19 protein-coding genes are annotated in these 24,157 nt (G+C 71.5%); 9 read left to right on the forward strand and 10 right to left on the reverse strand.

The window, feature by feature from the left end; translation table 11 throughout:
- Positions 1-25 precede the first annotated feature (25 nt).
- From D3218_RS03380 to mdoH, 4 genes are all read right to left on the reverse strand, one after another.
- Entirely contained in the window at positions 26-1,207 is a 1,182-nt protein-coding gene (locus D3218_RS03380) for a sensor histidine kinase (protein ID WP_119538511.1), read from the reverse strand.
- A gap of 105 nt (positions 1,208-1,312) precedes the next feature.
- Positions 1,313-2,341 (reverse strand): aldo/keto reductase, encoded by a 1,029-nt coding sequence (locus D3218_RS03385; protein ID WP_119538512.1) that lies wholly within the window; start codon positions 2,339-2,341, stop codon positions 1,313-1,315.
- Positions 2,342-2,393: 52 nt separating this feature from the next.
- Entirely contained in the window at positions 2,394-3,227 is an 834-nt protein-coding gene (locus tag D3218_RS03390; RefSeq protein WP_119538513.1) for a bifunctional allantoicase/(S)-ureidoglycine aminohydrolase, read from the reverse strand.
- Positions 3,228-3,244: 17 nt separating this feature from the next.
- Entirely contained in the window at positions 3,245-5,080 is a 1,836-nt protein-coding gene (gene mdoH, locus D3218_RS03395) for a glucans biosynthesis glucosyltransferase MdoH (RefSeq protein ID WP_280959955.1), read from the reverse strand.
- A 204-nt stretch (positions 5,081-5,284) separates the two neighbouring features.
- Between mdoH and D3218_RS20230 the strand changes: the two genes are divergently transcribed.
- The 6 genes from D3218_RS20230 (at position 5,285) to D3218_RS03420 (ending at position 10,028) form a co-directional block, all read left to right on the forward strand.
- A complete protein-coding gene (locus D3218_RS20230; protein WP_280959956.1) occupies positions 5,285-5,407 on the forward strand; it encodes a hypothetical protein in 123 nt (40 codons plus the stop codon).
- Positions 5,404-6,171, forward strand: a complete 768-nt coding sequence (locus D3218_RS03400) for a metal ABC transporter ATP-binding protein (protein ID WP_119538515.1) — start codon at positions 5,404-5,406, stop codon at positions 6,169-6,171. The genes D3218_RS20230 and D3218_RS03400 overlap by 4 nt, the downstream gene beginning before the upstream one ends.
- Positions 6,168-7,040 (forward strand): metal ABC transporter permease, encoded by an 873-nt coding sequence (locus D3218_RS03405; protein WP_119538516.1) that lies wholly within the window; start codon positions 6,168-6,170, stop codon positions 7,038-7,040. The genes D3218_RS03400 and D3218_RS03405 overlap by 4 nt, the downstream gene beginning before the upstream one ends.
- 22 nt (positions 7,041-7,062) lie before the next feature.
- The gene (locus D3218_RS03410) at positions 7,063-8,046 is read left to right on the forward strand and encodes a metal ABC transporter substrate-binding protein (RefSeq protein WP_119538517.1); all 984 of its coding nucleotides are present in this window, start codon (positions 7,063-7,065) and stop codon (positions 8,044-8,046) included.
- 100 nt (positions 8,047-8,146) lie between these two features.
- Positions 8,147-8,575, forward strand: coding sequence for a Fur family transcriptional regulator (locus D3218_RS03415; RefSeq protein ID WP_119538518.1), 429 nt, complete (start codon positions 8,147-8,149; stop codon positions 8,573-8,575).
- A gap of 94 nt (positions 8,576-8,669) precedes the next feature.
- Entirely contained in the window at positions 8,670-10,028 is a 1,359-nt protein-coding gene (locus tag D3218_RS03420; protein ID WP_119538519.1) for an esterase-like activity of phytase family protein, read from the forward strand.
- Between the two features lie 103 nt (positions 10,029-10,131).
- Here D3218_RS03420 and D3218_RS03425 read toward each other — a convergent pair whose 3' ends face one another.
- Positions 10,132-11,781, reverse strand: a complete 1,650-nt coding sequence (locus D3218_RS03425) for a flagellin N-terminal helical domain-containing protein (RefSeq protein ID WP_119538520.1) — start codon at positions 11,779-11,781, stop codon at positions 10,132-10,134.
- Positions 11,782-12,038: 257 nt separating this feature from the next.
- Between D3218_RS03425 and D3218_RS03430 the strand changes: the two genes are divergently transcribed.
- From D3218_RS03430 to D3218_RS03440, 3 genes are all read left to right on the forward strand, one after another.
- Entirely contained in the window at positions 12,039-13,484 is a 1,446-nt protein-coding gene (locus tag D3218_RS03430; RefSeq protein WP_119538521.1) for a phospholipase D-like domain-containing protein, read from the forward strand.
- Between the two features lie 106 nt (positions 13,485-13,590).
- A complete protein-coding gene (locus tag D3218_RS03435) occupies positions 13,591-14,784 on the forward strand; it encodes a fumarylacetoacetate hydrolase family protein (RefSeq protein ID WP_119538522.1) in 1,194 nt (397 codons plus the stop codon).
- Between the two features lie 111 nt (positions 14,785-14,895).
- Entirely contained in the window at positions 14,896-17,535 is a 2,640-nt protein-coding gene (locus D3218_RS03440; RefSeq protein WP_119538523.1) for a response regulator, read from the forward strand.
- A 7-nt stretch (positions 17,536-17,542) separates the two neighbouring features.
- On the opposite strand, the gene D3218_RS20300 is transcribed toward D3218_RS03440, so the two are convergent.
- The 5 genes from D3218_RS20300 to D3218_RS03460 are packed head-to-tail and all read right to left on the reverse strand — an operon-like array spanning position 17,543 to position 24,071.
- The gene (locus tag D3218_RS20300; RefSeq protein WP_342635104.1) at positions 17,543-18,391 is read right to left on the reverse strand and encodes an ABC transporter substrate-binding protein; all 849 of its coding nucleotides are present in this window, start codon (positions 18,389-18,391) and stop codon (positions 17,543-17,545) included.
- The gene (locus D3218_RS20305; protein ID WP_342635105.1) at positions 18,388-19,167 is read right to left on the reverse strand and encodes an ABC transporter substrate-binding protein; all 780 of its coding nucleotides are present in this window, start codon (positions 19,165-19,167) and stop codon (positions 18,388-18,390) included. The genes D3218_RS20300 and D3218_RS20305 overlap by 4 nt, the downstream gene beginning before the upstream one ends.
- The gene (locus tag D3218_RS03450; protein WP_119538524.1) at positions 19,164-21,557 is read right to left on the reverse strand and encodes a sensor histidine kinase; all 2,394 of its coding nucleotides are present in this window, start codon (positions 21,555-21,557) and stop codon (positions 19,164-19,166) included. Before D3218_RS03450 ends, D3218_RS20305 begins: the two co-directional genes overlap by 4 nt.
- Positions 21,558-21,606: 49 nt before the next feature.
- Positions 21,607-22,338 carry a response regulator gene (locus D3218_RS03455; protein WP_119538525.1) on the reverse strand — a complete coding sequence of 244 codons (732 nt, stop codon included), beginning with the start codon at positions 22,336-22,338 and terminating at the stop codon, positions 21,607-21,609.
- Entirely contained in the window at positions 22,335-24,071 is a 1,737-nt protein-coding gene (locus tag D3218_RS03460; RefSeq protein ID WP_245414907.1) for a sensor histidine kinase, read from the reverse strand. Before D3218_RS03460 ends, D3218_RS03455 begins: the two co-directional genes overlap by 4 nt.
- Positions 24,072-24,157 lie beyond the last annotated feature (86 nt).

Raw genomic sequence — 24,157 nt, forward strand, 5'->3', positions numbered from 1 at the left:
CCGCCGCGCGCGGGCCCCGACACGCTCAGGAGGCGGTGACCGGGTCGAAGGCCAGCAGGAACGAGGCGCCGCGCGGCACGCTCTCCACCGTCAGCTCGGCGTCGAGCTGGCGCACCAGGCTGAGGATCACGCGCATGCCGAAGCTCTTGCGCGAGGCTTCCAGGTCGAAGCTTTCCGGCAAGCCCCTACCGCCGTCGCGCACGCGCAGCATGGCGCGCTCGCCCTTCTGCCACAGCGCCACCTCGATGACGCCGGGCTCGCCCTCCTCGTAGGCGTATTTCACCGCGTTGGTGACGAGCTCGTTGACGATCAGCCCGACGGGAATGGCCTTGTCGGCGCTGACCACGACCGGATCGGCGCGGCACTGGATCTCCAGCCCCGCGGTGGCGAAGCCGAGCTGCGAGCACAGATCGTCCAGGAAGGTCGACAGGTCCACCTCGGTGACGCTCGCGCCCTTCCACAGGTGGTCGTGGACGCGGGCGATGGTCATGATGCGCGCCTCGGCGTCCACCAGCGCCGCCTTGGCCTTGGGATCGGACACGACATTGGCGTTGACGCGCAGGAGGCCACCCACGACGCCGAGGCTGTTCTTGACGCGGTGGTTCATCTCGCGCGTCAGCATGGCCTGCGTCTCCAGCGCCTCCTTGAGATGCCGGTCGGTCTCCACCCGCTCGATCGCCGCGCCGAGGACCCGCGCGCAGCCCGACAGGAAATCGACGTCGGACGCATCGAAGTCGCCTGGATCGGGACTGTCCACCTCCAGAACGCCGAAGGACCGCTGGTGGTGGCCGCCCCGGTCCACCAGGACGTTGACCGCGCGGCGCACGCCGTAATCGGCCAGGAGCTTGGGCGTGCGGAAGCGCGTCTCGTCGGTCAGGTGGTTGGACAGCACCGCCTCGCCGGTGTGGAAGGCGTAGCCGGCCGGCGATTCGAGGTCGGCGCCCAGCGTGGCGACGCCCACCTCGCCCGGCCCCCAGCCCCAGCCGCCGCGCATCAGGAGGTCGTTCTGCGGCGCGCGGTATTCCAGGACCTTGCAGTAGGGCGCCTCCAGCCCCCGCGCGCACAGTTCCGTGGCGCCGGCAAAGAGCGCCGGCAGATCCGCGGCCTGGAGGGTGAGCCGGCCGAATTCGGCAAGGAGCTTCTGCTGCTTGAGCCGGTAGGCCAGCTCGTCGCGCCGCGGCTCTCCGGGGGCCTGTTCGATTTCCATGGCACCCCTTTCCGATCCCGCGAGCCGCATCGCGCCCCTCGGTCCTACCGCATCGCGATGTCGCGCGAAACGGCGCCCGTGCCGTTTCGCGCGCCGCCCAGTGCCTCAGCCGGCGGGAACGAGCCCTTGCGTCTCCAGCGCCTGCCAGAGCTCCTCGGGGATCGGCTGCTCGAACCATTCGACGTTCTGCCGGAGCTGGTCGGCCGTCTTGACCCCGATCACCACGTTCGCGGTGGCCGCGTGGCGCATCGGGAACTGGATCGCGGCGGCCGGCAGCGGCACGTCGAACGCGGCGCACGCAGCGCGCAGCGCGTCGGCCTTGGCGACGATCTCGGCCGGGGCGTCGACATAGTTGAACTTCCGGCGCCCCGACGAGGAGGCGAGGATGCCGGAGTTAAAGACTCCTCCGACCACCAGCGCCACCTCGCGCTCCACCGCTTTCGGCAGGAGCTTCTCGGTCGCCGAGCCGTCCAGCAGCGTGTAGCGCCCGGCGAGCAGGCACACGTCGAGGTCGGTCTCCTCCATCGCGTCGAGGATGGCCTCGTTCTCGTTCACGCCGAGCCCGAAGCCGGCGATCAGCCCGGCCGCGCGCAGCTCCTCCAGCGCCCGGAAGCCGCCGCCGCGGGTCAACGCGCCCCAATGGTGCTCGTGAAGCTCGCCGTGCGTCACCCGGCCGATGTCGTGCACGAACAGGAGATCGAGCTTCGGGCAGCCGGTGCGCTGGCGGGAATCGTCGTAGGAGCGCAGGATCGCGTCGTAGGAATAGTCGAACACCTCTCGGAACGAGAGGCCGTTGTTCCAGCCCGAGTCGAACTCGTTCTTCGGGCCCTCGGGCGGAAGCTGGCGGCCCGGCCGGTCGAAGCTCATCAGGCGTCCGACCTTGGTGGAGATCGCGTAGGAGGCCGGGTCCTCCTCGCGCAGGAGCTCGCCCGTCAGGTGCTCGCAGCGCGTCAGGCCGTACATCGGCGCGGTGTCGTAATGGCGGATGCCCGCCTCCCAGGCCGCCCGCATGGCGGCGCGCGCGTCGGCCAGCGCGACCGGCGCGTAGAGCCCGCCCAGCGGCGCGGTGCCCATGCCCAGCGCCGTGACCTCGATCCCCGCCCGCTTCAGCGTGCGCTTGTCGGATGCCTTCATCGTCTCTTCTCCCTCCGGCGGCCCCCCGCCGCCCGATCCGTGGTTGTGGGTGTCAGCGCCAGCGCAGCTTGGGGTGCCGGTTGACGTCCTTGTAGAGCAGGTAGCGGAAGGGTCCCGGCCCGCCCGCGTAGCAGGCCTGCGGGCAGAAGGCGCGCAGCCACATGAAATCGCCGGCCTCCACCTCGACCCAGGTCTGGTTCAGGAGATAGACCCCCTTGCCCTCCAGCACGTAGAGCCCGTGCTCCATGACGTGGGTCTCGGGAAACGGGATCACCCCGCCCGGCCGCAGGGTCACGATGGTGACGTGCATGTCGTGGCGCAGGTCCGCCGGGTCGACGAAGCGGGTGGTCGCCCAGACGCCGCCGCAGTCCGGCATCACCGCCGGCGCCACCGCGTCGTCGCTGGAGAACACCGGATCGGGAAAGCCGAGCCCGTCCACCGCCTCGTAGGCCTTACGGATCCAGTGGAAGCGCACGGGGGCCGCGCCGCGGTTGCGCAGCGTCCAGGCCCGGCCGGGCGGCAGGTAGGCGAAGCCGCCGCGCGCGAGCGCGTGCTCGGTCCCGTCCAGCGTCACCGTGGCCTCGCCCTCCACCACGAACAGCGCCCCTTGCGCGCCCGCGTCCGGCTCCGGCCGGTCGCTGCCGCCGCCGGGGGCGACTTCCATGACGTATTGCGAGAAGGTCTCGGCGAAGCCCGACAGGGGCCGCGCGATGATCCAGGCGCGCGTGCCCTCCCAGAAGGGCAGGTAGCTCGCGGTGATGTCGGCCATGGTGCCGCCGGGAATCACCGCGTAGGCGTCGGTGAACACCGCGCTCTGGGTGGTGCGCTGCGTCTGCGGCGGCAGGCCGCCCGCGACGGCATGGTAGAATCGGTCGGCGTTGGCCATGGCCTCGTCCCCTCGTCTCAGGCCGGCTGCGGCATGCCGGCGGGCGCGGCCGCGTCCCTGCGCTCGTCGGCTTCGCCCGACAGGCGGGCATGCCAGACCGCCGCCGAGCGGATCACCGGCTCGGGGTCGGTCTCGAAGGGCGTGTTGAAGATCGCGAGGCGCCGGGCCTTCTCGCCGAGGCCGGGATCGCCCGTGAGCGAGATGAAGAAGGGCGCGAAGAACAGCGGGATGGCGATCGGGCAGACCCACAGGAAGAGCTGCAGCGAGTAGACGTAGGCGACGGTGCCGAGCACCGCGCCCGCGATCATCATCCACCAGCTCGCCGCGAAGGCGGCCGCGAGCGGCAGGCCCTCGTCCTCACGCTCGGTGGCCGGCCAGCCGCTGTCGCGCGCCATCAGGATCTCGGCCACCGCCTTGGACTGGAACAGCATCATGATCGGCGCCAGCGCGCTGGTCAGGATCAGCTCGCAGGTCGCCCCGAGCAGCACCGCCCAGCCGCCGCCGAAGCGCGGCGCGCGGCGCGACATCGCCGTGTGGAAGGCGATCAGGGTCTTGGGCAGGAGCAGGAGCAGGAAGATGCCGAGCAGCAGCAGCAGCGCCTTGCCGGTCTCGGGCGTCGGGAACACCGGAAACAGGCTGTCGGCCGGGAAGTAGTTCGGCGCGGGCGCCAGCACCGGGTCCAGCATGGAGGCGATCAGGAACAGGAGCCAGATCGGCGAGGCCGCGTAGGCCATGATCCCTGAGATCATGGAGACCTTGCTCCAGAGCCGGAGGTTGGGCGCGCCGAGGAGCCGCCCGTGCTGGAGGTTGCCCTGGCACCAGCGCCGGTCGCGCTTGGCGTATTCGATGATGTTGGCGGGTGCCTCCTCGAAGGAGCCCTCGAGGTCGGGGTCGAGCCGCACCTTCCAGCCCGAGCGCGACAGGAGCGCCGCCTCCACGAAGTCGTGGGACAGGATCAGCCCGCCGAAGGGCGGCGCTCCCGAGAGCTTGGGCATGCCGCAGCAGTCGGCGAAGGCGCGAGTGCGGATGATCGTGTTGTGCCCCCAAAACGGCCCCTCGCGCCCCTGCAGCGCGGCGATCCCGCGTGAGAAGATCGGCGAGTAGAGCGCCGCCGAGAACTGGAGCGCGCGCCCGAACAGGGTCTTGCGGCCGATGATCAGCGGCTGGGTCTGAAGCAGGGCGAGTTCGGGGTCGGCGTCCATGCGCGCCACCATCTCGACCAGCGTCTCCGGCCGCATCAGGCTGTCGGCGTCGAGCGCGATCATGTACTCGTAGGCGCCGCCGTAGTTGGTGACGTAGTCCTCGATGTTGCCGGCCTTGCGGTTCACATTCTTCACGCGGTTGCGGTAGAACAGGACCGAGCCGGTCTCCAGTTCGCCCGCCAGCTTCAGGATCGTGCGCTTCTCGTCGGCGACGCATTCCGCCTTCGTGGAATCGGACAGGACGAAGAACACGAACCCGTCCATGCGGCGGATGAAGCGCAGCCCCTCGATCATCGCGGCGACGCGCGCCATCACGGCCGCCGCGTCCTCGTTGTAGACCGGCACCAGGATCGCGGTCTTGTGCTGAGAGGCGGGCGGCAGCGTGCCGGCCTTGCGCTCGCGCCGGCGCGTGCGGCCGAACAGGATGCCCGTCACCGCCGTGTTGAAGCCCCAGGCGAGCCAGACGCAGCACACGGCCAGGAGCACGATCTGGATGACGTGGAGCCAGGTCGTGCCGTTCGCCGTGATCACCACCGCGAACAGGACGCCGGCGAGCGCCGCCAGCACCAGGGCGGTCAGCGCGAAGAGGAGTCTGCCCAAAGCCATCGTGTTCCGTTCCCGGCGCTGGTGGGTTCGAGAATGCCGAGCCACGGCGCGTGCACCGCGTCATAGCCGCTGCGGCCTCGCTTGTCATCGCGTCCTCAATGTGGCGCGGGCCCGAACGGGGGCGAGTCTTGCGTGCAATGGTGAATCGCGCGCGAGTGCGGCGCGGGCGCGCTCGGCGGATAGCGAGCGGCTTGTTCCCCGTGGTGTAATGTTATATCACTCCGCCAACTCGTCCCGACGCGTGAGCCCATGCCCCCGATCCGCCACCGCCCTCCCTCCTTCCTCCGGCGCTCGGCCGCCGAGCGGCTCGTGATCGCGCTGGCCGGGACCCTGGCACTCTGGGGCGCGGTGTTCTGGGCGATCGCCGCGTGAAGGCCGACGCACGAGGCGCGGCGCCGGCGGTGGAGCTGCGCGACCTGACCCTCGCCTACCGGCGCCGGCCCGCCGTGACCGGCGTCTCGGGCCGCTTCGCGCCGGGCTCGATGACCGCCGTGGTCGGGCCCAACGGGGCGGGCAAGTCGACCCTTCTCAAGGGCATCATGGGCAGCGTCCGGGCGAGCGGCGGCCGGATCCTGATCGACGGGGTGCGGCGGCGCGACATCGGCTACCTGCCGCAGGCCGGCGAGCTCGACCGCTCGTTTCCGATCAGCGTCCTCGACCTCGTCTCGCTCGGCCTGTGGCGGCGCGCCGGGCCGTTCGGCCGCATCGGTCGCGACCTCGCGGGCGAGGTCGAGGCGGCGCTGGCCGCCGTGGGCCTCGAGGGTCTGGGCGACCGGCTGGTGGGCACCCTGTCGGGCGGCCAGCTCCAGCGCGCGCTGTTCGCGCGCCTCCTGCTCCAGGACGCCCGGCTGCTTCTCCTGGACGAGCCCTTCACCGCGATCGACGCGCGCACCACGCGCGAGCTGATGGACCTCGTGCGGCGCTGGAACGGCGAGGGACGCACGGTGATCGCGGTGCTGCACGACATGGAGCTCGTGCGGGAATACTTTCCCGAGACGCTGCTCCTGGCGCGCGAGACGGTGGCCTGGAGCCGCACGCCTGACGCCCTGGCGCGGCCCAACCTCGCGCGCGCGCAGGCGCTGAGCGAGGACCTCGACACGCAGGCGCCGCCGGCCGAAGGGAGCCGCGCCGCATGAGCCTCCACGAGCTCGCCATCGCCCCCTTCGCCGACTACGCCTTCATGCGGCGGGCGCTGACCGGCTGCCTGGCGCTGTGCCTGGGCGCATGCCCGCTCGGCGTGATCCTGGTCCTCCGGCGCATGAGCTTGGTGGGCGACGCCATGGCGCACGCCATTCTGCCCGGCGCGGCCGTGGGCTTCCTGGTGGCCGGCTTCTCGCTCTTCGCGATGACGCTCGGCGGCATCCTGACCGGGCTCGCCGTGGCGCTGCTGGCGGGGCTGGTGTCGCGCTACACGACCTTGCGCGAGGACGCGAGCTTCGCCGCCTTCTACCTCTTCTCGCTGGGGCTCGGCGTCCTCCTGGTCTCGGTGCGCGGCTCCAACATCGACCTCCTGCACGTCCTGTTCGGCACCGTTCTCGGCCTCGACGACGCGGCGCTCTTCCTGATGGCCTCGATCGCCACGCTGACCATGCTGGCGCTGGCCGCCATCTACCGGCCGCTGATCGTGGAATGCCTCGACCCCGGCTTCCTGCGCGCGGTGGGCGGCTGGGGCGGCGTCGTGCACATGAGCTTCGTCGCGCTGGTGGTGCTCAACCTCGTGGGCGGGTTCCAGGCGCTCGGCACGCTCATGGTGGTGGGCATCATGATGCTGCCGGCGACCGCCGCCAGGTTCTGGGCCGAGAGCGTGCCGGGGCAGATGGCGGTGGCCGTGCTGGTTGGCCTCCTGTCCTCGCTCGCCGGGCTCCTCGTCTCCTACCACCTCAGCCTTCCCGCCTCGCCCGCCATCATCCTGTCGGCGAGCGCCCTCTACGCCCTGTCGGTTCTCGTCGGGCGCGTCGACAGCCTCGCCTCGCGCGCCTTTCGAGGCGCCGTGGCGGCGGGCTGACCCTCCACAGGAGTTCATCCGCATGATCCCTCGTCGCCAGTTCCTCGGTCTCGCCGCCGGCGCCGCCGCGCTTCTCGCCCTGTCGGGCGCCGCCCGGGCGCAGGAGCCCCTGCCCGTGGTCGCCTCGTTCTCGATCCTCGCCGACATGACCAGCCGCATCGGGGCCGAGCATGTCGCCGTCTCCTCGCTGGTCGGCCCCGGCGGCGACGCCCACGTGTTCGAGCCGACCCCGGCCGACGCCCGCCTTCTCGGCAAGGCGAAGCTCCTGGTCACCAACGGCCTCCAGTTCGAGGGCTGGCTGCCGCGCCTCGTCTCGACCTCCGGCTTCGCGGGCGAGACCGTGGTCGCCTCCACGGGCGTGAAGCCGCTCGCCTTCGCCGACGAGGCGCACGAAGCGCACGACGACCATGCCGAGCACGGCGACCACGACGACCACGACCACGCCGCCGAGCACCATGATGGACACGACCATGGGCCGAACGATCCGCACGCCTGGCAGGACCTCGCCAACGGCCAGATCTACGCCCGCAACATCACCGAGGCGCTGAAGGCGGCCGACCCGGCCAACGCGAGCGACTACGAGCGCAACGGCGCGGCCTACATCGCCGAGATGGCGGCGCTGAACCGCGAGATCCACGCCGAGCTCGACGCCGTGCCCGCCGCGCGGCGCAAGGTCGTCACCTCGCACGACGCCTTCGGCTATTTCGGCCGCGCCTACGGGATCGCGTTCATCGCGCCGAACGGCGTGTCCACCGAATCGGAGGCCTCGGCCGCCGACGTGGCGCGCATCATCGACCAGATCCGCGCCGACGGGATCCGCGCCGTGTTCGTGGAGAACATCTCGGACCCGCGCCTCGTCCAGCGCATTGCCGCCGAGACCGGCGCCGAGATCGGCGGCTCGCTGTTCTCCGACAGCCTGTCGGAGCCGGGCGGGCCGGCCGCCACCTATCTCGACATGTTCCGCCACAACGCGGCCGAGCTGGCCAGGGCGCTCGGCACGAGCTGAGCCGAGGCGGCCGGCGCCCTTTCGCCGGGCGCCGGCCGCCGCCATATAGGGATGGCCCCGAGCGTCGCGCGCTCCGAGCGCCTGGGAGAAACGCCGAGCGATGAGCCCGCACCATCACGACCACGACCACCACGGCCCCGCCCCCGAGGCCGGGCTGACGCGCAACCAGAAGCTCGTCTTCGACATCCTGGAGCGGGCGGACGGGCCGCTCAGCGCCTATTCCATCCTGGACGCGCTGCGCGCGGAGGGGCTGCGCGCCCCGCCCCAGGTCTATCGCGCGCTGGAGAAGCTCCTGGAGAACGGCCTCGTGCACAGGCTGGAAAGCCTCAACGCCTTCGTCGCCTGCGCCCATCCGCACGCCTGCGCCCACGCGCTCACGGCCTTCGCGATCTGCGAGAAATGCGGCTCGGTGGCCGAGTTCGCCGACGAGGCGGTGGAGGCGCGGCTCGGCGCCTGGGCGCGCGGGGCGGGCTTCGCGCCCCGGCGCACCACCGTCGAGATCAAGGGCCTCTGCGCCGCCTGCGCCTGAGCGTCGCGTTACCGACACGTCATCGGCGCGTCGCGCGCCCGTCACGCTTTTGGGTTGGTTTCCCGGCCGTCCGGCCAACAGGAGACCGACCCCCATGAACCCGCTTCTCACCGGCGGCCTCGCGCTGCTCGCCATCGGCTCGTCCGCCCTCGCGCAGGACACGGAGGGCCGGAGATTTCCCGCCCGCCTCGCCGCGCAGGCGGTGCTGCCCGCCGACACCACGATCGCCGCGCCGGCGGACGCACCCGCCCACCTCGCAAAGGCCGGCAAGTTCACCACGCCCGACCGCCGCCGCACGGACACGCTCGGCGCGGTGCCCGGCCGGGACGGCGTACGCCCCACCGGCTACGGCCTGCCGATCGCGGGCCAACCCGTGCAGGGCTTCTCCGGCATCCGCCGGATGGAGGACGGCACGTTCTGGACCCTGTCCGACAACGGCTTCGGCTCCAAGGCCAATTCCGGCGACGCGGCGCTGATGCTCCACCACCTCGCGATCGACTGGCAGGCCGGCATGGTGGACCGCCGGGAAACCGTGTTCCTGTCGGATCCCGACCGGATCGCTCCCTTCCCGATCGCGCTGGAGGGCTCCGACACGCGCTACCTCACCGGCGCCGACTTCGACGTGGAATCGATCCAGCCGGTGCCCGACGGGTTCTGGGTGGGCGAGGAGTTCGGCCCCTGGCTCCTGCGCTTCGACCGCGAGGGCCAGCTCCGGTCGGTCCACGAGACGCGGCTCGGCTCGGTCGCCGTGGCCTCCCCGGACAACCCCCTGCTGCAACTGCCGGCCGACCCGACCAAGCCCATGCCGCCCTTCAACCTGAAGCGGTCCGGCGGCTTCGAGGGTCTCGCCCGCTCGCCGGACGGCACGCGCCTCTACGCGCTCCTGGAGGGACCGATCTACCGGGACGGCGCGGTGGAGAAGACCGCGGACGGTCGCACGGCCCTGCGGGTCCTGGAGTTCGACACGGCCAAGGGCGACTGGACCGGCCGCTTCTGGCTGTATCCGCTCGCAGAAGGGGGCGTCGCTATCGGCGACTTCAACATGCTGGACGACACCACCGCCCTCGTGATCGAGCGCGACAACGGCGCCGGACACGCCTCGCAGGCATGCAAGGGCGAACCTGCGGCGGACTGTTTCGCGACCCCCGCCAGGCTCAAGCGCGTCTACAAGATCGAGATGGGCGAGGAGAATGAGGGCGAGGCCGTGCGCAAGATCGGCTACGTCGACCTGCTGAACGTCGAGGATCCGCAGGGCCGCGCCCGGCAGGGAACCCGCGACGGCGTCCACGACATGCCCTTCGTGACGATCGAGAACGTCGACCGGGTGGACGGGACGCATATCGTGGTGGCCAACGACAACAACTTCCCCTTCTCGGCCGGCCGCGCCCTCGACCGGGCGGACGACAACGAGTTCGTGCTGATCGAGGCCGGCGAGTTCCTCGCCGCCCGCTGAGCCGATACGCGAAAAGGCTCCCGGACCCGCATGGGTCCGGGAGCCTCCTGTCCCGTTCGGGAACCGGCGCCCCGAGGCGCCGGCCCGTCGCGGGTCCCCGTTCTTACTGGAACAGACGCAGGACGTTCTGAGCCGACTGGTTGGCGATCGACAGAGCCTGCACGCCGAGCTGCTGCTTGACCTGCAGCGCCTGGAGCTTGGTGGACTCTTCGTTCATGTCGGCGTCCACGAGACCCGACACGCCCTTGTCGATCGTGTCCATGAGGTTGGTCACGAAGGTCTTCTGCAGGTCTATACGGGCCGCCACGGCGCCGAGGTTCGACGCACCCGCCGTGATGGCGTTCATCGCCGTGTTCACGGTGTTGATGTAGGCGGTGATCTGGGCCGCCGACTTGTCCGTGATGTCGATGCTCGTCACGCCCGAACCCTTGTCCGCGCTCACGTCGGTGATCGAGACGGAGGACGCGCCGCTCGTGGCGGCACTGGTCAGCCGGACGGCCGTTCCGTTCAGGTCGGCGGTGACGCCGGTGACGCCTGCATCCGTCAGAGCCTGCTGCATCACGGACAGGAAGTTCGCGTCCGTGGTGATCACGCCGTCCGTCGAGGACAGGGCGGCATCCACCGTGGACTTGCTGATCGTGACGAGCTTCGAAGCGCCGCCGTCGACCGCCACGTTGAACATGATCGTGTCGTTGGAGTCGAGCGTGATCGGGCCCGAGAAGTTCGACACGGTCGCCGCGGCCGCCGCGAAGTTCACCGCCGCCTTGCCGGCGGTACCCGTCTGATCGGCGAGGCCGGTTGCCGGCGAAGGCGTCTTCGCAGCCGGAACGCTGTCGGTGTAGGCGAACGTGTCGACCGCGACGTTGGACGTGCCGCTCGCCGTACTCGAGGCGAACACGAGCTTCGTGCCGCTGTCGTCGACGCCCACCGTGATGCCGGCGATCGCGTTCAGGTCGCTCGCAAGGCTCGCAAGCGTCACGACACCACCGGCACCGGCCGTCAGGGTGACGTTCTGCGGAGCGGCGGCAGCGCCGTCGATCGCGAGGTTGAAGGTGACATGGTCACCGACCGCCAGACCGGAGACGTCGATGACGCCCGACGTGAAGCCGCCGGAGGTCGCTGGCGAGGCCGCGGTTCCCGCAGCGTAGACGTTGCTCAGGCCGCCCGTGGCGGTGTTGCCGAGCTTGCCGCTGTCCAGGATGCCCTCGCCTGCGCCGTTGGCGTCGAACAGGGCGATCTTGCTGATGTCGATGCCGATCGAGCCGAGCGATACACTGCCCGACGCGTCGCGGGTGAACGAGGAGACCACCGTCTTGGAGGACGAGTAGTCGTTCGTGCTGGTGTTGACCGACAGCCAGTTCTCGCCTGAGAAGGTAGCCGACGAAGCGATGGACTTGAGCTGCTTCTGCAGTTCGGCGATTTCCGACTGCACGGCCGACTTGTCGACACCGTCCTGGGTGGCGGCCGTCAGCTTCGACTTGATCTCGTCGAGAACCGAAAGCGTCGCGTTCAGGCCCTGGTAGGCCGTGTCGACGGTGGCCGCGCCGAGGCTCAGAGCGTCGGAGACGGTGGAGATCGCCTTGTTGTCCGACTTCAGCGTCGTGGAGATCGACCAGTAGGCCGCGTTGTCCTTGGCCTCGCCGATCTTCAGACCGGTGGAGATGCGGCTCTGCGTGGAGTCGAGCGCCGAGTTGGTCTGCTGCAGGGTGCGCAGGGCAGAGGTCGCGGCGGCATTGAAGTTAACGCTAGACATTGGTTTGCTTGTCCCGAAAACGAATACTGTTGGGACATGACGGTCGAACCGTCGGGCAACATCGGCATCATGCCTGGCGAAGGGGGCCTGTCGCCGTCCGCTTCGCTGCTGCAGCTACGGTTCTAAGGTCCGAGATTGAACAAACGTCTAACGCGCCGCGATTTCGCCGGCCGTCGCGCGTCCGCCCCGGCTTGGCGCGCGCGTTCCCTCCCCCATGTTTCCCGACGACGGCACCACACGGGGGAACGAGCCTGGCGATGACCCTTCCGGAGGACGCAAGCGCCCGGACGCTGCGCGAGGGCGACACCTGCTGGCGCATCCGGCGCGCCGAGCGATTCTCGGTGATCGTTGACGCGGCCGACTTCTTCTTCCATGCCAAGCAGGCGATGCTCGCCGCGCGCCATTCGATCCTGCTGATCGGCTGGGACTTCGACGCGCGCATCGAGATCGAGCCCGAGCGCCGGACGCTGGAGGGGCCGAACCGAATCGGCCCGCTCCTGGACTGGCTGGTCCGGCGTCGGCCCGACCTCGACGTGCGGATCCTGAAATGGGACCTCGGCCTCCTCAACTCCCTGGCGCGGGGCGAGACGCCGGTCTTCATGCTGAACTGGATGATGGGCGGGCGCGTGCGCCTCAAGCTCGACGGCGCCCATCCGCCTCTGGGCGCCCACCACATGAAGCTCCTCGTGGTGGACGAGACGCTCGCCTTCTGCGGCGGGATCGACATGACCACAGGGCGCTGGGACACGCGCGAGCACGAGGAGGACCGGCCGGGGCGCCGCTCGCCGCGCGGCAAGCCGCTCGGCCCGTGGCACGACGCCACGAGCTGCCTGACGGGGCCGGCCGCCGGGGCCCTGGCCGAGCTCGCGCGCGACCGCTGGGCGCAGGCCACGGGCGAGGTGCTGGACCCGATCGCAGGCGCGCGCCCCATCTGGCCGGACGGGCTCGGCACCGACCTTCGCGACGTCGAGATCGGCATCGCGCGCACCGCGCCCGAATACGGCGCGCGGCCCCAGGTCTGCGAGATCGAGGCGGCGACGCTGTCGGTGATCGCCGCCGCCCGGCGCAACCTCTACGTGGAGAGCCAGTACTTCGCCTCGCGCCGCATCGCACTGGCGCTGGCGGAGCGCCTGGCCGAGCCCGACGGACCCGACATCGTGGTGGTGAACCCCGACACGGCCGACGGCTGGCTGGAGGCCAAGGCGATGGATTCGGCGCGCATCCGCCTGATGCGCCTCCTGAAGCGGGCCGACCGGTTCGACCGGTTCCGCATCCGCTTTCCCGTCAACGCGGCCGGCTCGCCGATCTACGTCCATGCCAAGGTGATGGTGGCCGACGACCGGCTCCTGAAGCTCGGCTCGGCCAACCTCAACAACCGCTCCATGGGCTACGACACCGAATGCGACCTCCTGATCGAGGCGCGCCCGGGGGACGAGGACACGCGCCGGGCGATCCTGGCCAAGCGCGACGGGCTGCTGGCCGAGCATCTCGGCGTCTCCATGGAGACGCTCGGACGGGCGCTGGAGCGCCATCGCGGCCGCCTCGCGGGCGTGGTGGACGAGCTGGGGGAGGCGCGCTTGAAGCCGCTTCCCCTGCGCCCGCTCACCGTGGACGAGGAGATGCTGGCCGAATCCGACATGGCCGATCCCGAGCGTCCCGTCGGCTGGCGCACGCGGCTCGCCTCGCTCACGCGCCGACGCTGAGCGCGATGACGCGGCGCAGCACGACGCGCGCTTGCAAGCGGCGTCGGTTCTGCGGTCCCCTGCCCGCCGGCGGACGCGATTCGCCCCCGAGCGATGGACGGACCACATGAGCACCCCTTCCCCCTTTCCGGCCCTTCTTCCGGCGGACGCGGCCGACGCCGTGCTGGTCGGCCGCCTGTTCGATCCCGAGACCGGCGGCCCGGTCGTGGTGGTCCTGCGCGGCGAGCGCCTCGTGGAGGCGACGCAGGCCGCGCCGACCGTGTCGCAGCTCCTGGAACTCGACGATCCCGCGGGCGCGCTGGCGCGGATCGAGGGCGGGCGCGAATGGCCGCTGGAGGCGGTGGCGGCGGCGAGCGGGCGCAACGGGCCGGACCGCGAGACGCGGCCCGTGCTCCTCGCCCCGTGCGACCTCCAGACGGTGAAGGCCTGCGGCGTCACCTTCGCCCGCTCCATGATCGAGCGCGTGATCGAGGAGCGCGCCAAGGGCGACCTCGCCCTGGCCGCCAGCATCCGCGGCGAGATCGGCTCCGTGATCGGCGGCGCGCTCACCGACGTCGTGGCCGGCTCGCCCAAGGCGGCCGAGGTGAAGCGCATCCTCCAGGAGCGCGGATACTGGTCGCAGTATCTCGAGGTCGGCATCGGGCCGGACGCGGAGGTGTTCACCAAGGCCCCGGTTCTGGCCAGCGTCGGCTGGGGCGCCGAGATCGGCATCCTGCCCTCCTCGGAATGGAACAACCCGGAGCCGGAGGTGGTGCTGGCGGTGGATTCGCGCGGCCGGATCCGGGGCGCCACGCTCGGCAACGACGTGAACCTGCGCGACGTCGAGGGCCGTTCGGCCCTGCTGCTCGGCAAGGCCAAGGACAACAACGCCTCCAGCGCGATCGGCCCCTTCCTGCGCCTGTTCGACGCGCGCTTCACGCTGGACGACGTGCGCGCCGCCGAGCTGACGCTCACCGTGGAGGGCGCAGGCGACGGCTACCGGCTGGACGGCCGCTCCTCTATGCGCGAGATCAGCCGCGACCCGGCCGACCTCGTGGCGCAGGCGCTCGGGCGCCATCACCAGTATCCGGACGGGATGATGCTCTATCTCGGCACGCTGTTCGCCCCCGTGGAGGACCGCGACGCGCCCGGCAAGGGCTTCACCCACAAGGTGGGGGACCGCGTCTCCATCGCCTCGCCCCGGCTCGGCCGGCTGGAGAACACGGTGGTCCACACCGACGCGGCGCAGCCCTGGCGCTTCGGCATCGCCGAGCTGATGCGCTATCTCGCCGGGCGCGGGCTGCTCGGCCGGCCGGCCTGAGATGCGAAGGCGCCTCTCGGAATCGGCCTTGCCGACGACGCATTTTGACGGCATGTCAAGGCGTTGGCACCCCCGGCCGCATCGGCCGGGCGCAACCGGGAGACCCTACGGATGAGCGCAGCGCCCGACCTCGAGCCGGAGACACCGGTGCCGGCGCGCGCGCTTCTGGAGCGGACCGACTGGTCCGCCACCTCGCTCGGGCCCCGCGCCGCCTGGCCGGTCGCCCTGTCGGCGGTGGTGGACACGGTTCTCGATTCGCAGCTTCCCAAGGTCCTCATGTGGGGACCCGACCACGTGATGATCTACAACGACGGCTATCGCGAGATCGCCGGCGACAAGCACCCGGCGGCCTTCGGCGGCACCGTGCCCGCCGTCTGGCCCGAGATCTGGGACTGGAACCGCAAGGTCCTGGCGAGCGGCCTGGCCGGGCGGGCGGAGACCTATCGCGACCAGTCGATGCGCCTGTTCCGCAACGGCGCCCTCGGCGACGTCGTGTTCGACCTCTTCTACACGCCGATCCGCGGCGGCGACGGCGCCGTGGGCGGCGTCCTGTGCACGGTGATCGAACACACCGAGCGCGAGAGCGCGCGCCACGACCTGCGCCGCTCCAACGAGCGCTTCCGCGCCGCCGTCTCGGCCATCCACTCGACGCTCTGGACCAATTCGGCGGAAGGGCGCATGTGCGGCGAGCAGCCCGGCTGGGCCGCGCTCACCGGCCAGACGCAGGCCGAGTACGAGGGCTTCGGCTGGGCCGACGCCGTGCATCCCGAGGACGCCGACGCCTCGGTGGTCGCCTGGAACGAGGCGGTGGCCGCGCGTGCGACCTTCGTGTTCGAGCACCGGGTGCGCGTCGCCTCGGGCGAATGGCGCCAGTTCTCAATCCGGGCGGTGCCGATCGTCGACGAGGGCGGCACCCTGCGCGAATGGGTGGGCGTCCACACCGACGTCACCGAGGAGCGCCTGGCGCAGGAGCAGATGCGCGAGCACGCCGGCGTGCTGGAGCGGCAGATCCGCCACCGCGAGCGCGCCGAGGAGCAGCTCCGCCAGCTCAACGAGACGCTGGAGCAGCGCGTCGCCCAGGCGGTGGAGGAGCGGCAGCTCGCCGAGGCCGCCCTGAACCGCTCGCAGCGGCTGGAGACGGTGGGCAAGCTGACCGGCGGCGTCGCCCACGACTTCAACAACCTCCTCCAGGTGGTCTCGGGCAATCTCCAGCTTCTCCTGAAGGACATCGCCGGCAACGAGCGCGCCGAGACGCGCGTGCGCAACGCGCTGGCCGGCGTCTCGCGCGGGGCCAAGCTCGCCTCGCAGCTCCTCGCCTTCGGCCGGCGCCAGGCGCTGGAGCCCAAGGTCGTCAACGTCACGCGCTTCGTGCGCGGCATGGACGACATGCTGCGCCGCGCGATCGGCGAGGGCGTCGAGGTGGAGACCGTGTTCGGCGGCGGCCTGTGGAACACGTTCATCGACCCGACCCAGATCGAGAACGCGCTGCTCAACCTCGCCATCAACGCGCGCGACGCGATGGACGGCCAGGGCCGCCTCACCATCGAGCTCGCCAACGCCCATCTGGACGACGACTACGCCCGGCGCCACGAGGTCTCGGCCGGGCAGTACGTGATGCTCGCGGTGAGCGACACCGGCGCCGGCATGAGCGCCGAGGTGATCGAGCGCGTGTTCGAGCCCTTCTTCACCACCAAGGCGGAGGGCAAGGGCTCGGGCCTCGGCCTCTCCATGGTCTACGGCTTCGTGAAGCAGTCCGGCGGCCACGTGAACATCTATTCCGAGCTCGGCCAGGGTACCACGATCCGGCTCTACCTGCCGCGCTCGGCCGAGCGCGAAGACCAGGAGATCGAGGTCGACGCCGGCCCGGTCTCGGGCGGCACGGAGACCGTGCTGGTGGTGGAGGACGACGAGGAGGTGCGCGCCACCGCCGTGGAGATGCTCACCGACCTCGGCTACCGCGTCCTGAAGGCGGTGGACGCCCAGTCGGCGCTGAACGTCGTGGAAAGCGGCATTCCGATCGACATCCTGTTCACCGACGTGGTGATGCCCGGCAAGCTCAAGAGCCCGGAGCTCGCCCGCAAGGCGAAGGAGCGCCTGCCGTCGCTGGCGGTCCTCTTCACCTCCGGCTACACCGAGAACTCGATCGTCCACGGCGGCCGGCTCGACGCCGGGGTGCAGCTCCTGCCCAAGCCCTACACGCGCGAGGCGCTGGCCCGGAAGATCCGCCACGTCCTGGCCAATCAGGCGCAGCGCGGCGCCGGCCGCAGGACCCTCCAGGGCCCCGCGCTGTCGCCCGCCGCGCAAGGGCACGAGGCCGACCCCGCGTCGCCGCGGACCGGCGGCACGGGCGCCGGCCCCGCCGAGCCTCAGCCCACGGGCAAGGGCACCGTGCTCCTGGTGGAGGACGACGGGCTGATCCGCATGAACACGGCCGACATGCTGAAGGACCTCGGCTACGTGGTGGTTGAGGCGGGCCGGGCGGAGGACGCGCTGACCGCGATCCAGACCGTGCCCTTCGACGCGCTGGTGACCGACGTCAACCTGCCCGGCATGTCCGGCACGGAGCTCGCCGTCGAGGCGCGGCAGGTGAAGCCGGCGGTGGGCATCGTGTTCGCGACCGGAGACCGGCACGTGGCAGGCGTGACGCCCGGCGAGGATCCGCACGTGACGGTGCTGCCCAAGCCCTACGGGATGGAGGACCTCGAGGTGGCGATCGCGCGGGTGCTCGCGCCCGAGCGCGCGCTGGCCTGACCCGCCCCTAGCCCGGCGGCGGCCCGGTCGCCGGGGCAAGGTCCACCCCCTCGAACGCGTGGTAGAACAGGGGATCGGCGACATAGCCGGTCACCTCGCGCCGCGCCGCCACCGAGAAGATCGAGTGGGCGAGCGGCACCCAGGGCGCCTCGCGGTGGAAGATCTCCTGCGCTCGCCTGTAGAGGCGCTTGCGCTCCTCCACGTCCGGCACGGTCTTGGCCTCGCGCACCAGCCGGTCGTATTCCGGGTCGCACCAGCGCGCGACGTTGTTGCCGCCAGGCCGGGCCGCCGTGCAGCCGAGCAGCGTGTGGAGGAAGTTGTCCGGGTCGCCGTTGTCGCCCGCCCAGCCGTAGAGCACCAGCGGCACGTCCTCGTTGCCCATGATGGCCACGCGATAGGCGTTCCATTCGGTGGTGCGCAGGTGGAGGCGGATGCCGAGCGTCTCGAGGTCGGCGGCGATCATCTCGGCGACGCGCCGTGCGTTGGGATTGTAGGGGCGCGATACCGGCATGTACCAGATGTCGGCGCCGAGCCCGTTCTCCAACCCCGCCTCGATCAGCAGCTTGCGCGCCATGGCGACATCGTAGGGATAGGGACGGATGTCGTTGTCGAAGGCCCAGAGCGTGGGCGGGATCGGATTCTTGGCGGCCACCGCGCCGCTGACATAGACGGCGGACAGGATCGCCTGCCGGTCGATCGCCATGTTGATCGCCCGGCGCACGCGCACGTCGTCGAACGGCTTCACATGCGTGTTCATCGCCAGGTAGCCGACGTTCAGCCCCTCGGTCTCGTAGACCTTGAGTTCCGGGTCTGCGCGCAAGGCCGGCAGGTCGGCCGCGTCGGGAAAGGCGCTCATGTGGCATTCGCCGGCCGACAGCTTGGCGAGCCGGGCCGGGTGGTGGGCGTGATGGAGAAGACCAGCGTGTCGATCGGCTGGCGGCCCCGCCAGTAGTGCTCGAACGCGCGGAAGCGGATCGCCACGCCCGGCTTGAAGCCGACGAACTCGAAGGGCCCGGTGCCGATGGGCGCGGTGTCGAGCGCCTCGGGCCGACCCTCGCGCAGGAGATGGTCGGCGTATTCGGCCGACAGGATCGACATGAAGGGCATGGCGAGGCTGGCCAGGAACGGTGCCTCCGGTCGCGTCAGGCGGATCCGCACGTGCCGGGCGTCGGGCGCCTCGATCGCGGCGATCAGGTCGGGGAAGCCCGAGTCCTGGAAATAGTCGAAGCGCGCCCCGGACACGGCGTGGAACGGATGGTCGCTCTTCCACTGCCGCTCCAGCGAGAAGACCACGTCGCGCGCCTCCAGCGGACGGGTCGGCGCAAAGTCGTCGTTGGCGTGGAAGGCGACGCCCTCGCGCAGGGCGAACGTGTAGTCGAGCCCGTCCGGCGAAATGGTCCAGGAGGTGGCCAGCGCCGGCCGGATCTGCGTGCTGCCCGGGCGGAACTCCACCAGCGTGTTGAACATCGGCTTGGAGGCGTCCATCGCCGTGCCGGTGATGGCGAGCTGCGGGCTGATCGATTCGGGATCGCCCTCCGAGCAGAACACGAAGGTCTTCGCGCCCGCCGTGCCGGGCGACGCGCCGCACAGCGCGAGGAGAAGCGCGGCGAGGCGGCGGCGGGCGGGCGTCATCGGGCGTCCGCCGCCCGGCCGGCGGCGCGCGCCGGCCCGTCGTGGCGCGGGGCGTCCAGCGGCAGGTCGACCCAGAACGTGGTGCCCGGCCCCGCGCCGCCGGCGAGCGACACGCTGCCGCCCAGCGTCGCGGTCACGAGGTTGAAGACGATGTGGAGGCCGAGGCCGGTGGAGCCGGTGGCGCGGCCGGTGGTGAAGAACGGGTCGAACACGCGCGGGCGGTCCTCGCGCGCGATGCCGCGCCCGTCGTCGGAGAAGGCGATGCGCAACGCGCCCGCGCCCTGGCGTTGCGCCTCGACGCGGATCGTGCCGGTCTGCCCCGGCGCGTAGGCGTGGGCATAGGCGTTGGACAGGAGGTTGGTCAGCACCTGCGCCAGCGCGCCGGGATAGGAGTTGAGGCGCAGGCCCGGCTCGCAGGCGACCTCCAGCTCGTGGCCGGCGCGCTTGCGCAAGGGGCCGAGGCTGGTGAACAGGTCGCGCGCGAACTCGCCGAACTCGAACTCGCGTCGCTCGCCGCTCGCCTGGTCGGCCGCCACCTGCTTGAAGGCGTGGACGAGGCCGGCGGCGCGCTCGACGTTGCAGGTCGTCAGCCGCGTCCCTTCGGCCATGCGCGCGACGAAGGAGGAGAAGGCCTCGCGCGTCACGCGCCCGTCGGCGGTGGCTGCCTCGAAGCGTCGCACGTCGCCGGCCATGGTCGTGGCCGTGGTCAGGGCCACGCCGAGCGGCGTGTTGATCTCGTGCGCGACGCCCGCCACGAGCTGGCCGAGCGAGGCGAGCTTCTCGGCCTGGATCAGGTCGGCCTGGGTTTCGCGCAGGCGCAGCAGCGTCTCGTCGGACTCCTCCTTGGCCCGGCGCAGCGCCGCCTCGCGACCGTCGCGCTCTTGGAGCACGTTGTTGGTGGCGCGCGCCATGGAGCCGAGCTCGTCGAGCCGGTCGGCCTCGGGCAGCAGGCCGGCGTCCGTGCGGCTGGCGCGCGCGATCATGCCGCGCTCCAGCCGGTGCAGCGGCTTGGTGATCGAGCGCGCCACCATGAGCCCGGCTCCCGAGGCCAGAAGGAAGGCCATGCCGCCGCCGGCGAGGAGGATGCGGCGCACCGCCGAACCGATCGCGTCGGCGTGGCGGGAGAGATCGTTGTTGAGGCCCGACACCTGGAGCAGCATGATGCCGGCCGTGTCCGACATGTCGATCAGGAGGCGCGACTGCTCCTCCAGGCCCTGGCGCACCGCCCGCAGGCCGGAACGCCACTCGTCCAGGGCGTCGATCATCTCGCTCTGGATCCGGGGCGAGATCGGCAGGGCCGCGACCTTCTCGCCGATGCTGCGCCCCTGCGCGTCGATGGCGGGGATGGCGTCCGCCTTTCGCGCCCCGATCACCTCGCGCGAGTAGCGGGCGAGCTTCAGCGTGTCGACCGCGATGTTCTGCGTCGCCTGCTCGGTCTCGTGCGCGTCCACCGTATAGGCGAGGAGGTTCGAGATCTCGCCCTGGAGCGTGCGCTGGGCGGTGATGTCGACCTTGAGCTGCCGGTCCACCCGCTCCAGCGCGTCGCGCAGCGCGCGCGGGCTTCCCGTGCCGAGGTCCGGGGCCGCGCGCTCGCCGGCGCCGCCCGCCTTCGCGGCGGTGATCGCCTCGGCCAGCCGCGCGGCCGCGTTGCGCATCCGCGCCATCTCGAACGAGGCCGACACGCTGGTCTCGGAGGGCGAGCGGCCGCCGACCAGGACCAGCATCCCGTCGGCGAGCGCGGCGCGCAGCGCCAGCGCGCTGTCCACCACGTCGCGCGTCAGGCCGAGGGCGCGGTCGCGCGCGGTGAGCGTGTCCACGAGGCCGTGGTTGGATCGCGTCTGGCGCTCGCGCGCATCGTCGGTCAGGCGAAGGAGCGTCTGGAGCCGGGCGTCCATCTCGCCCACCAGCCGGTCGCTCTCGCGCGTCGCCCGGGTCAGCTCGCCCATCAGCGCCTGGTAGCGCTGGAGCGTGGCGCGCGTCTGGACGATGGAACTCGCCTGGACCGGATCGCTCGTCCGGCCCTCCAGCGCCCGCAGCCCGGCGGACGCCCCGGTGACGGACGCCGAGAAGGCCGCCGCCTGCCGCTCGCGCGCGCTGCGGGCGCCGGACACGAAGGCGTCCTGCGCGCTCATGCCCGAGACGACCTGGCGATATATGTTGGATGCTTCCAGCGCCCCGTCGCGCGCGAGGTCGGCCCGGTCCAGGAGCAGCACCGACAGGAAGCCGACCAGCGCGATCAGCGCGATCGGGATGGCGCCCACCAGGAACACGCGCTGGGCGATCGTCGGCCGGAAGAGACGCGGCCACCGCGAGCGACGGCGCGCCGCCAGGACGCCGGGCGCCGGTCCGGACAGGACGGGGGTCAGGCGGCTGGGCGGAACGTGGTCCATGCATGATCCGGGTGAGGTCGCGATGGCCGGACCATGCGGCGGTTTCGTTTCATGCCGATTTCGTCCCGGGCGCGGCCTCGGGCGAGAAGATGTATCCGGCCCCGCGCACGGTGCGGATCACGGTCGGATGGGCGGGATCGGGCTCGACCTTGCGCCGGATGCGGGTGATGCGCACGTCGATCGCCCGGTCGAACGGGTCGCTGTCGCGCGCGCTCGCCAGATCCAGGAGGCGCTCGCGCGTCAGCACGCGGCGCGGGTTCTCGGCGAAGGCCTTGAGCAGGCTGAACTCGCTCTGGACGAGCTGCACCGAGCCGCCGCCCTCGTCCCACAGGAGCTGCGCGTCGAGGTCGAGCCACTTGGTGCCGAACCGCACGCGCCGGGTGCTCTCGGCCTCGCCGGCGGGCGGCGCCGCGGCGGCGGCGCGGCGCAGCACGGAGCGGATGCGCGCCAGGAGCTCGCGCAGCTCGCAAGGCTTGGCCAGATAGTCGTCGGCGCCCAGTTCCAGCCCCACCACGCGGTCCACGAGGCTCGCGGTGGCCGTCAGCATGATCACGGGAATGCGCGTCTCCGTCTTCAGGAAGCGCACGAGCGACAGGCCGTCCTCGCCCGGCATGTTGAGGTCCAGCACCACCAGGTCGGGGGTCTGGCGCGTCAGCAGCTCGCGGAAGGACGCGCCGCCGTCGCAGGCGACGGTGCGGAAGCCGTTCATGCCGACATAGTCGCCGATCATGGCGCGCGTCGGCTCCTCGTCGTCCACCACGGCAATCAAGGGTTCGCTCATGGGCGTCTCTCGGGCGGCTCGGCGGCCAGGGGGCTGAGGGGAAGGGTGACGGTGAAGGCGGCGCCGCCCAGCGGACCGGTCTCGAGCACGTCGATCCGGCCGCCGTGCAGGTCCACGATCTTGTGGACGATCGACAGGCCGAGGCCGGTGGAGCTCTCGCCGGCCGTGGGCTGGGCGGACAGGCGCTGGAAGCGGCCGAACAGGCGGGCGAGGTCCTCCGGCCGCAGGCCTGGCCCCGAATCGCACACGCGCACGAAGGCTGCTTCGCCCTCGCGGCCGGCCGCGAGCTCGATCCGCCCGCCCGCCGGGGTGTACTTGACCGCGTTGCTGACGAGGTTGTCGATCGCCTCGCCCAGCCGGTCGGGGTCGCAGCGAAGGTCCACCCCCTCGGGAAGCGATACGGCGAGGACCTGATCCTTGGACGCGGCCAGGGGGGCGTTCATCTCGGCCGCCGCCCGGACCACCTCGGCAAGGTCGGCGCGGCGCGGGTTGACCCGCACGTCCATCGCGTCGGCCATGGCGTCGGACACCGACAGGTCGACGATGCGGGCCATTCGACGCGCGGCGGTGCGCAGGTGCTCGGTCTGCGTGTCGATCGGCGCGCGGACCGCCTCGGGCAGTTCGCCGGCCAGCGCCGCCAGCATCTCGGCCCGGCCGAGGATCACCGCCAGGGGGTTCTTCAGGTCGTGCGCGACGGTGCCCAGGATCTCGTTCTTGAAGGCGTTGACCCGCTTCAACTGGCCGCTCTGGATCTCCAGCCGCTCGTTGGCGGTGCGCAGCGCGCGCGTCCGTTCGCGCACCTCCATCTCCAGCCCCTCGTTCGCGGCGACGATCGCGGCGTGCATGCGGGCGTTGTCGAAGGCGGCCGCGAGCTTGGCGCAGAACACCGACACGAGCGAGGCCTGCGTCGCGTCGAGCGGCGCCTGGGTGTCGAGCACCACCAGGATCTCGGCTCCGCCGCCGGTGCGCACGTAGAGGTGCACGCGTCCGTCGCGGTGCACGGGCGCGCGCCAGTCGGCCGCCTCGGCGATCAGGGCCGCGAGGTCGATCCCCTCGCCCGCCTCGAAGCTGCCGAGGCGCGCCAGCACCGTCGGCTCGCCGCCGGCCTCCTCGCGCAGCACCAGCATGCCGTCCGACTCCAGCGACAGGAGCGCGTTGAGCTGCAGCAGCACGCCGCGCGCCAGGCCGGACAGCGAGCGTTCGTTGAGAAGGTCGGACGAGGCGCCGACGATGAGCTCCAGCCCGGCGCGCATGTCGTCGAGCTTCTTGAGCTGCTCGAACGAGCGCAGCGCGGCGGTGATCGTGGTGAAGAGGCGGTCGGCGGTGAGCTCGGTCTTGGCCTTGTAGTCGTTGATGTCGAAGTCCACCACCACGTGGTGCTCGGGTGCCTGGCCGGGCTGGCCGGTGCGCAGGATGATGCGCACGAGCTCGTTGCCGAGCTCCTCGCGGATCGCACGCGCGAGGCGAAGCCCCGCGTCGTCGCTCTCCATCACGACGTCCAGGAGCACGATCGCGACGTCCGGATGGGTGCGCATCTGCGCCAGGCCCTCGGCACCGGAATGGGCGCCCAGGAGCCGCAAGCCGCGCCCGTGGAGCGAGAAGGCCTCCAGCGCGAAGCGCGTGCCCTCGTGCACCGCCCGGTCGTCGTCCACCACGAGGAGCTTCCACGGCGCGTGCGCGGGCGTCGCGGGCGCGCGTTCGCCGACCTCGAAGCTGATCCAGTCGCCCGTCATCGCCCCTCCCCGCCGGCCGGTTCCCGCCGCCGCCGGTCAGCGGCGGACCGGCGGGCGCCGGCACGCCGTCAGATGCGCGTAGAAAG

It is taken from the genome of Aureimonas flava (assembly GCF_003583935.1).
Classification (GTDB): Bacteria; Pseudomonadota; Alphaproteobacteria; order Rhizobiales; family Rhizobiaceae; genus Aureimonas; species Aureimonas flava.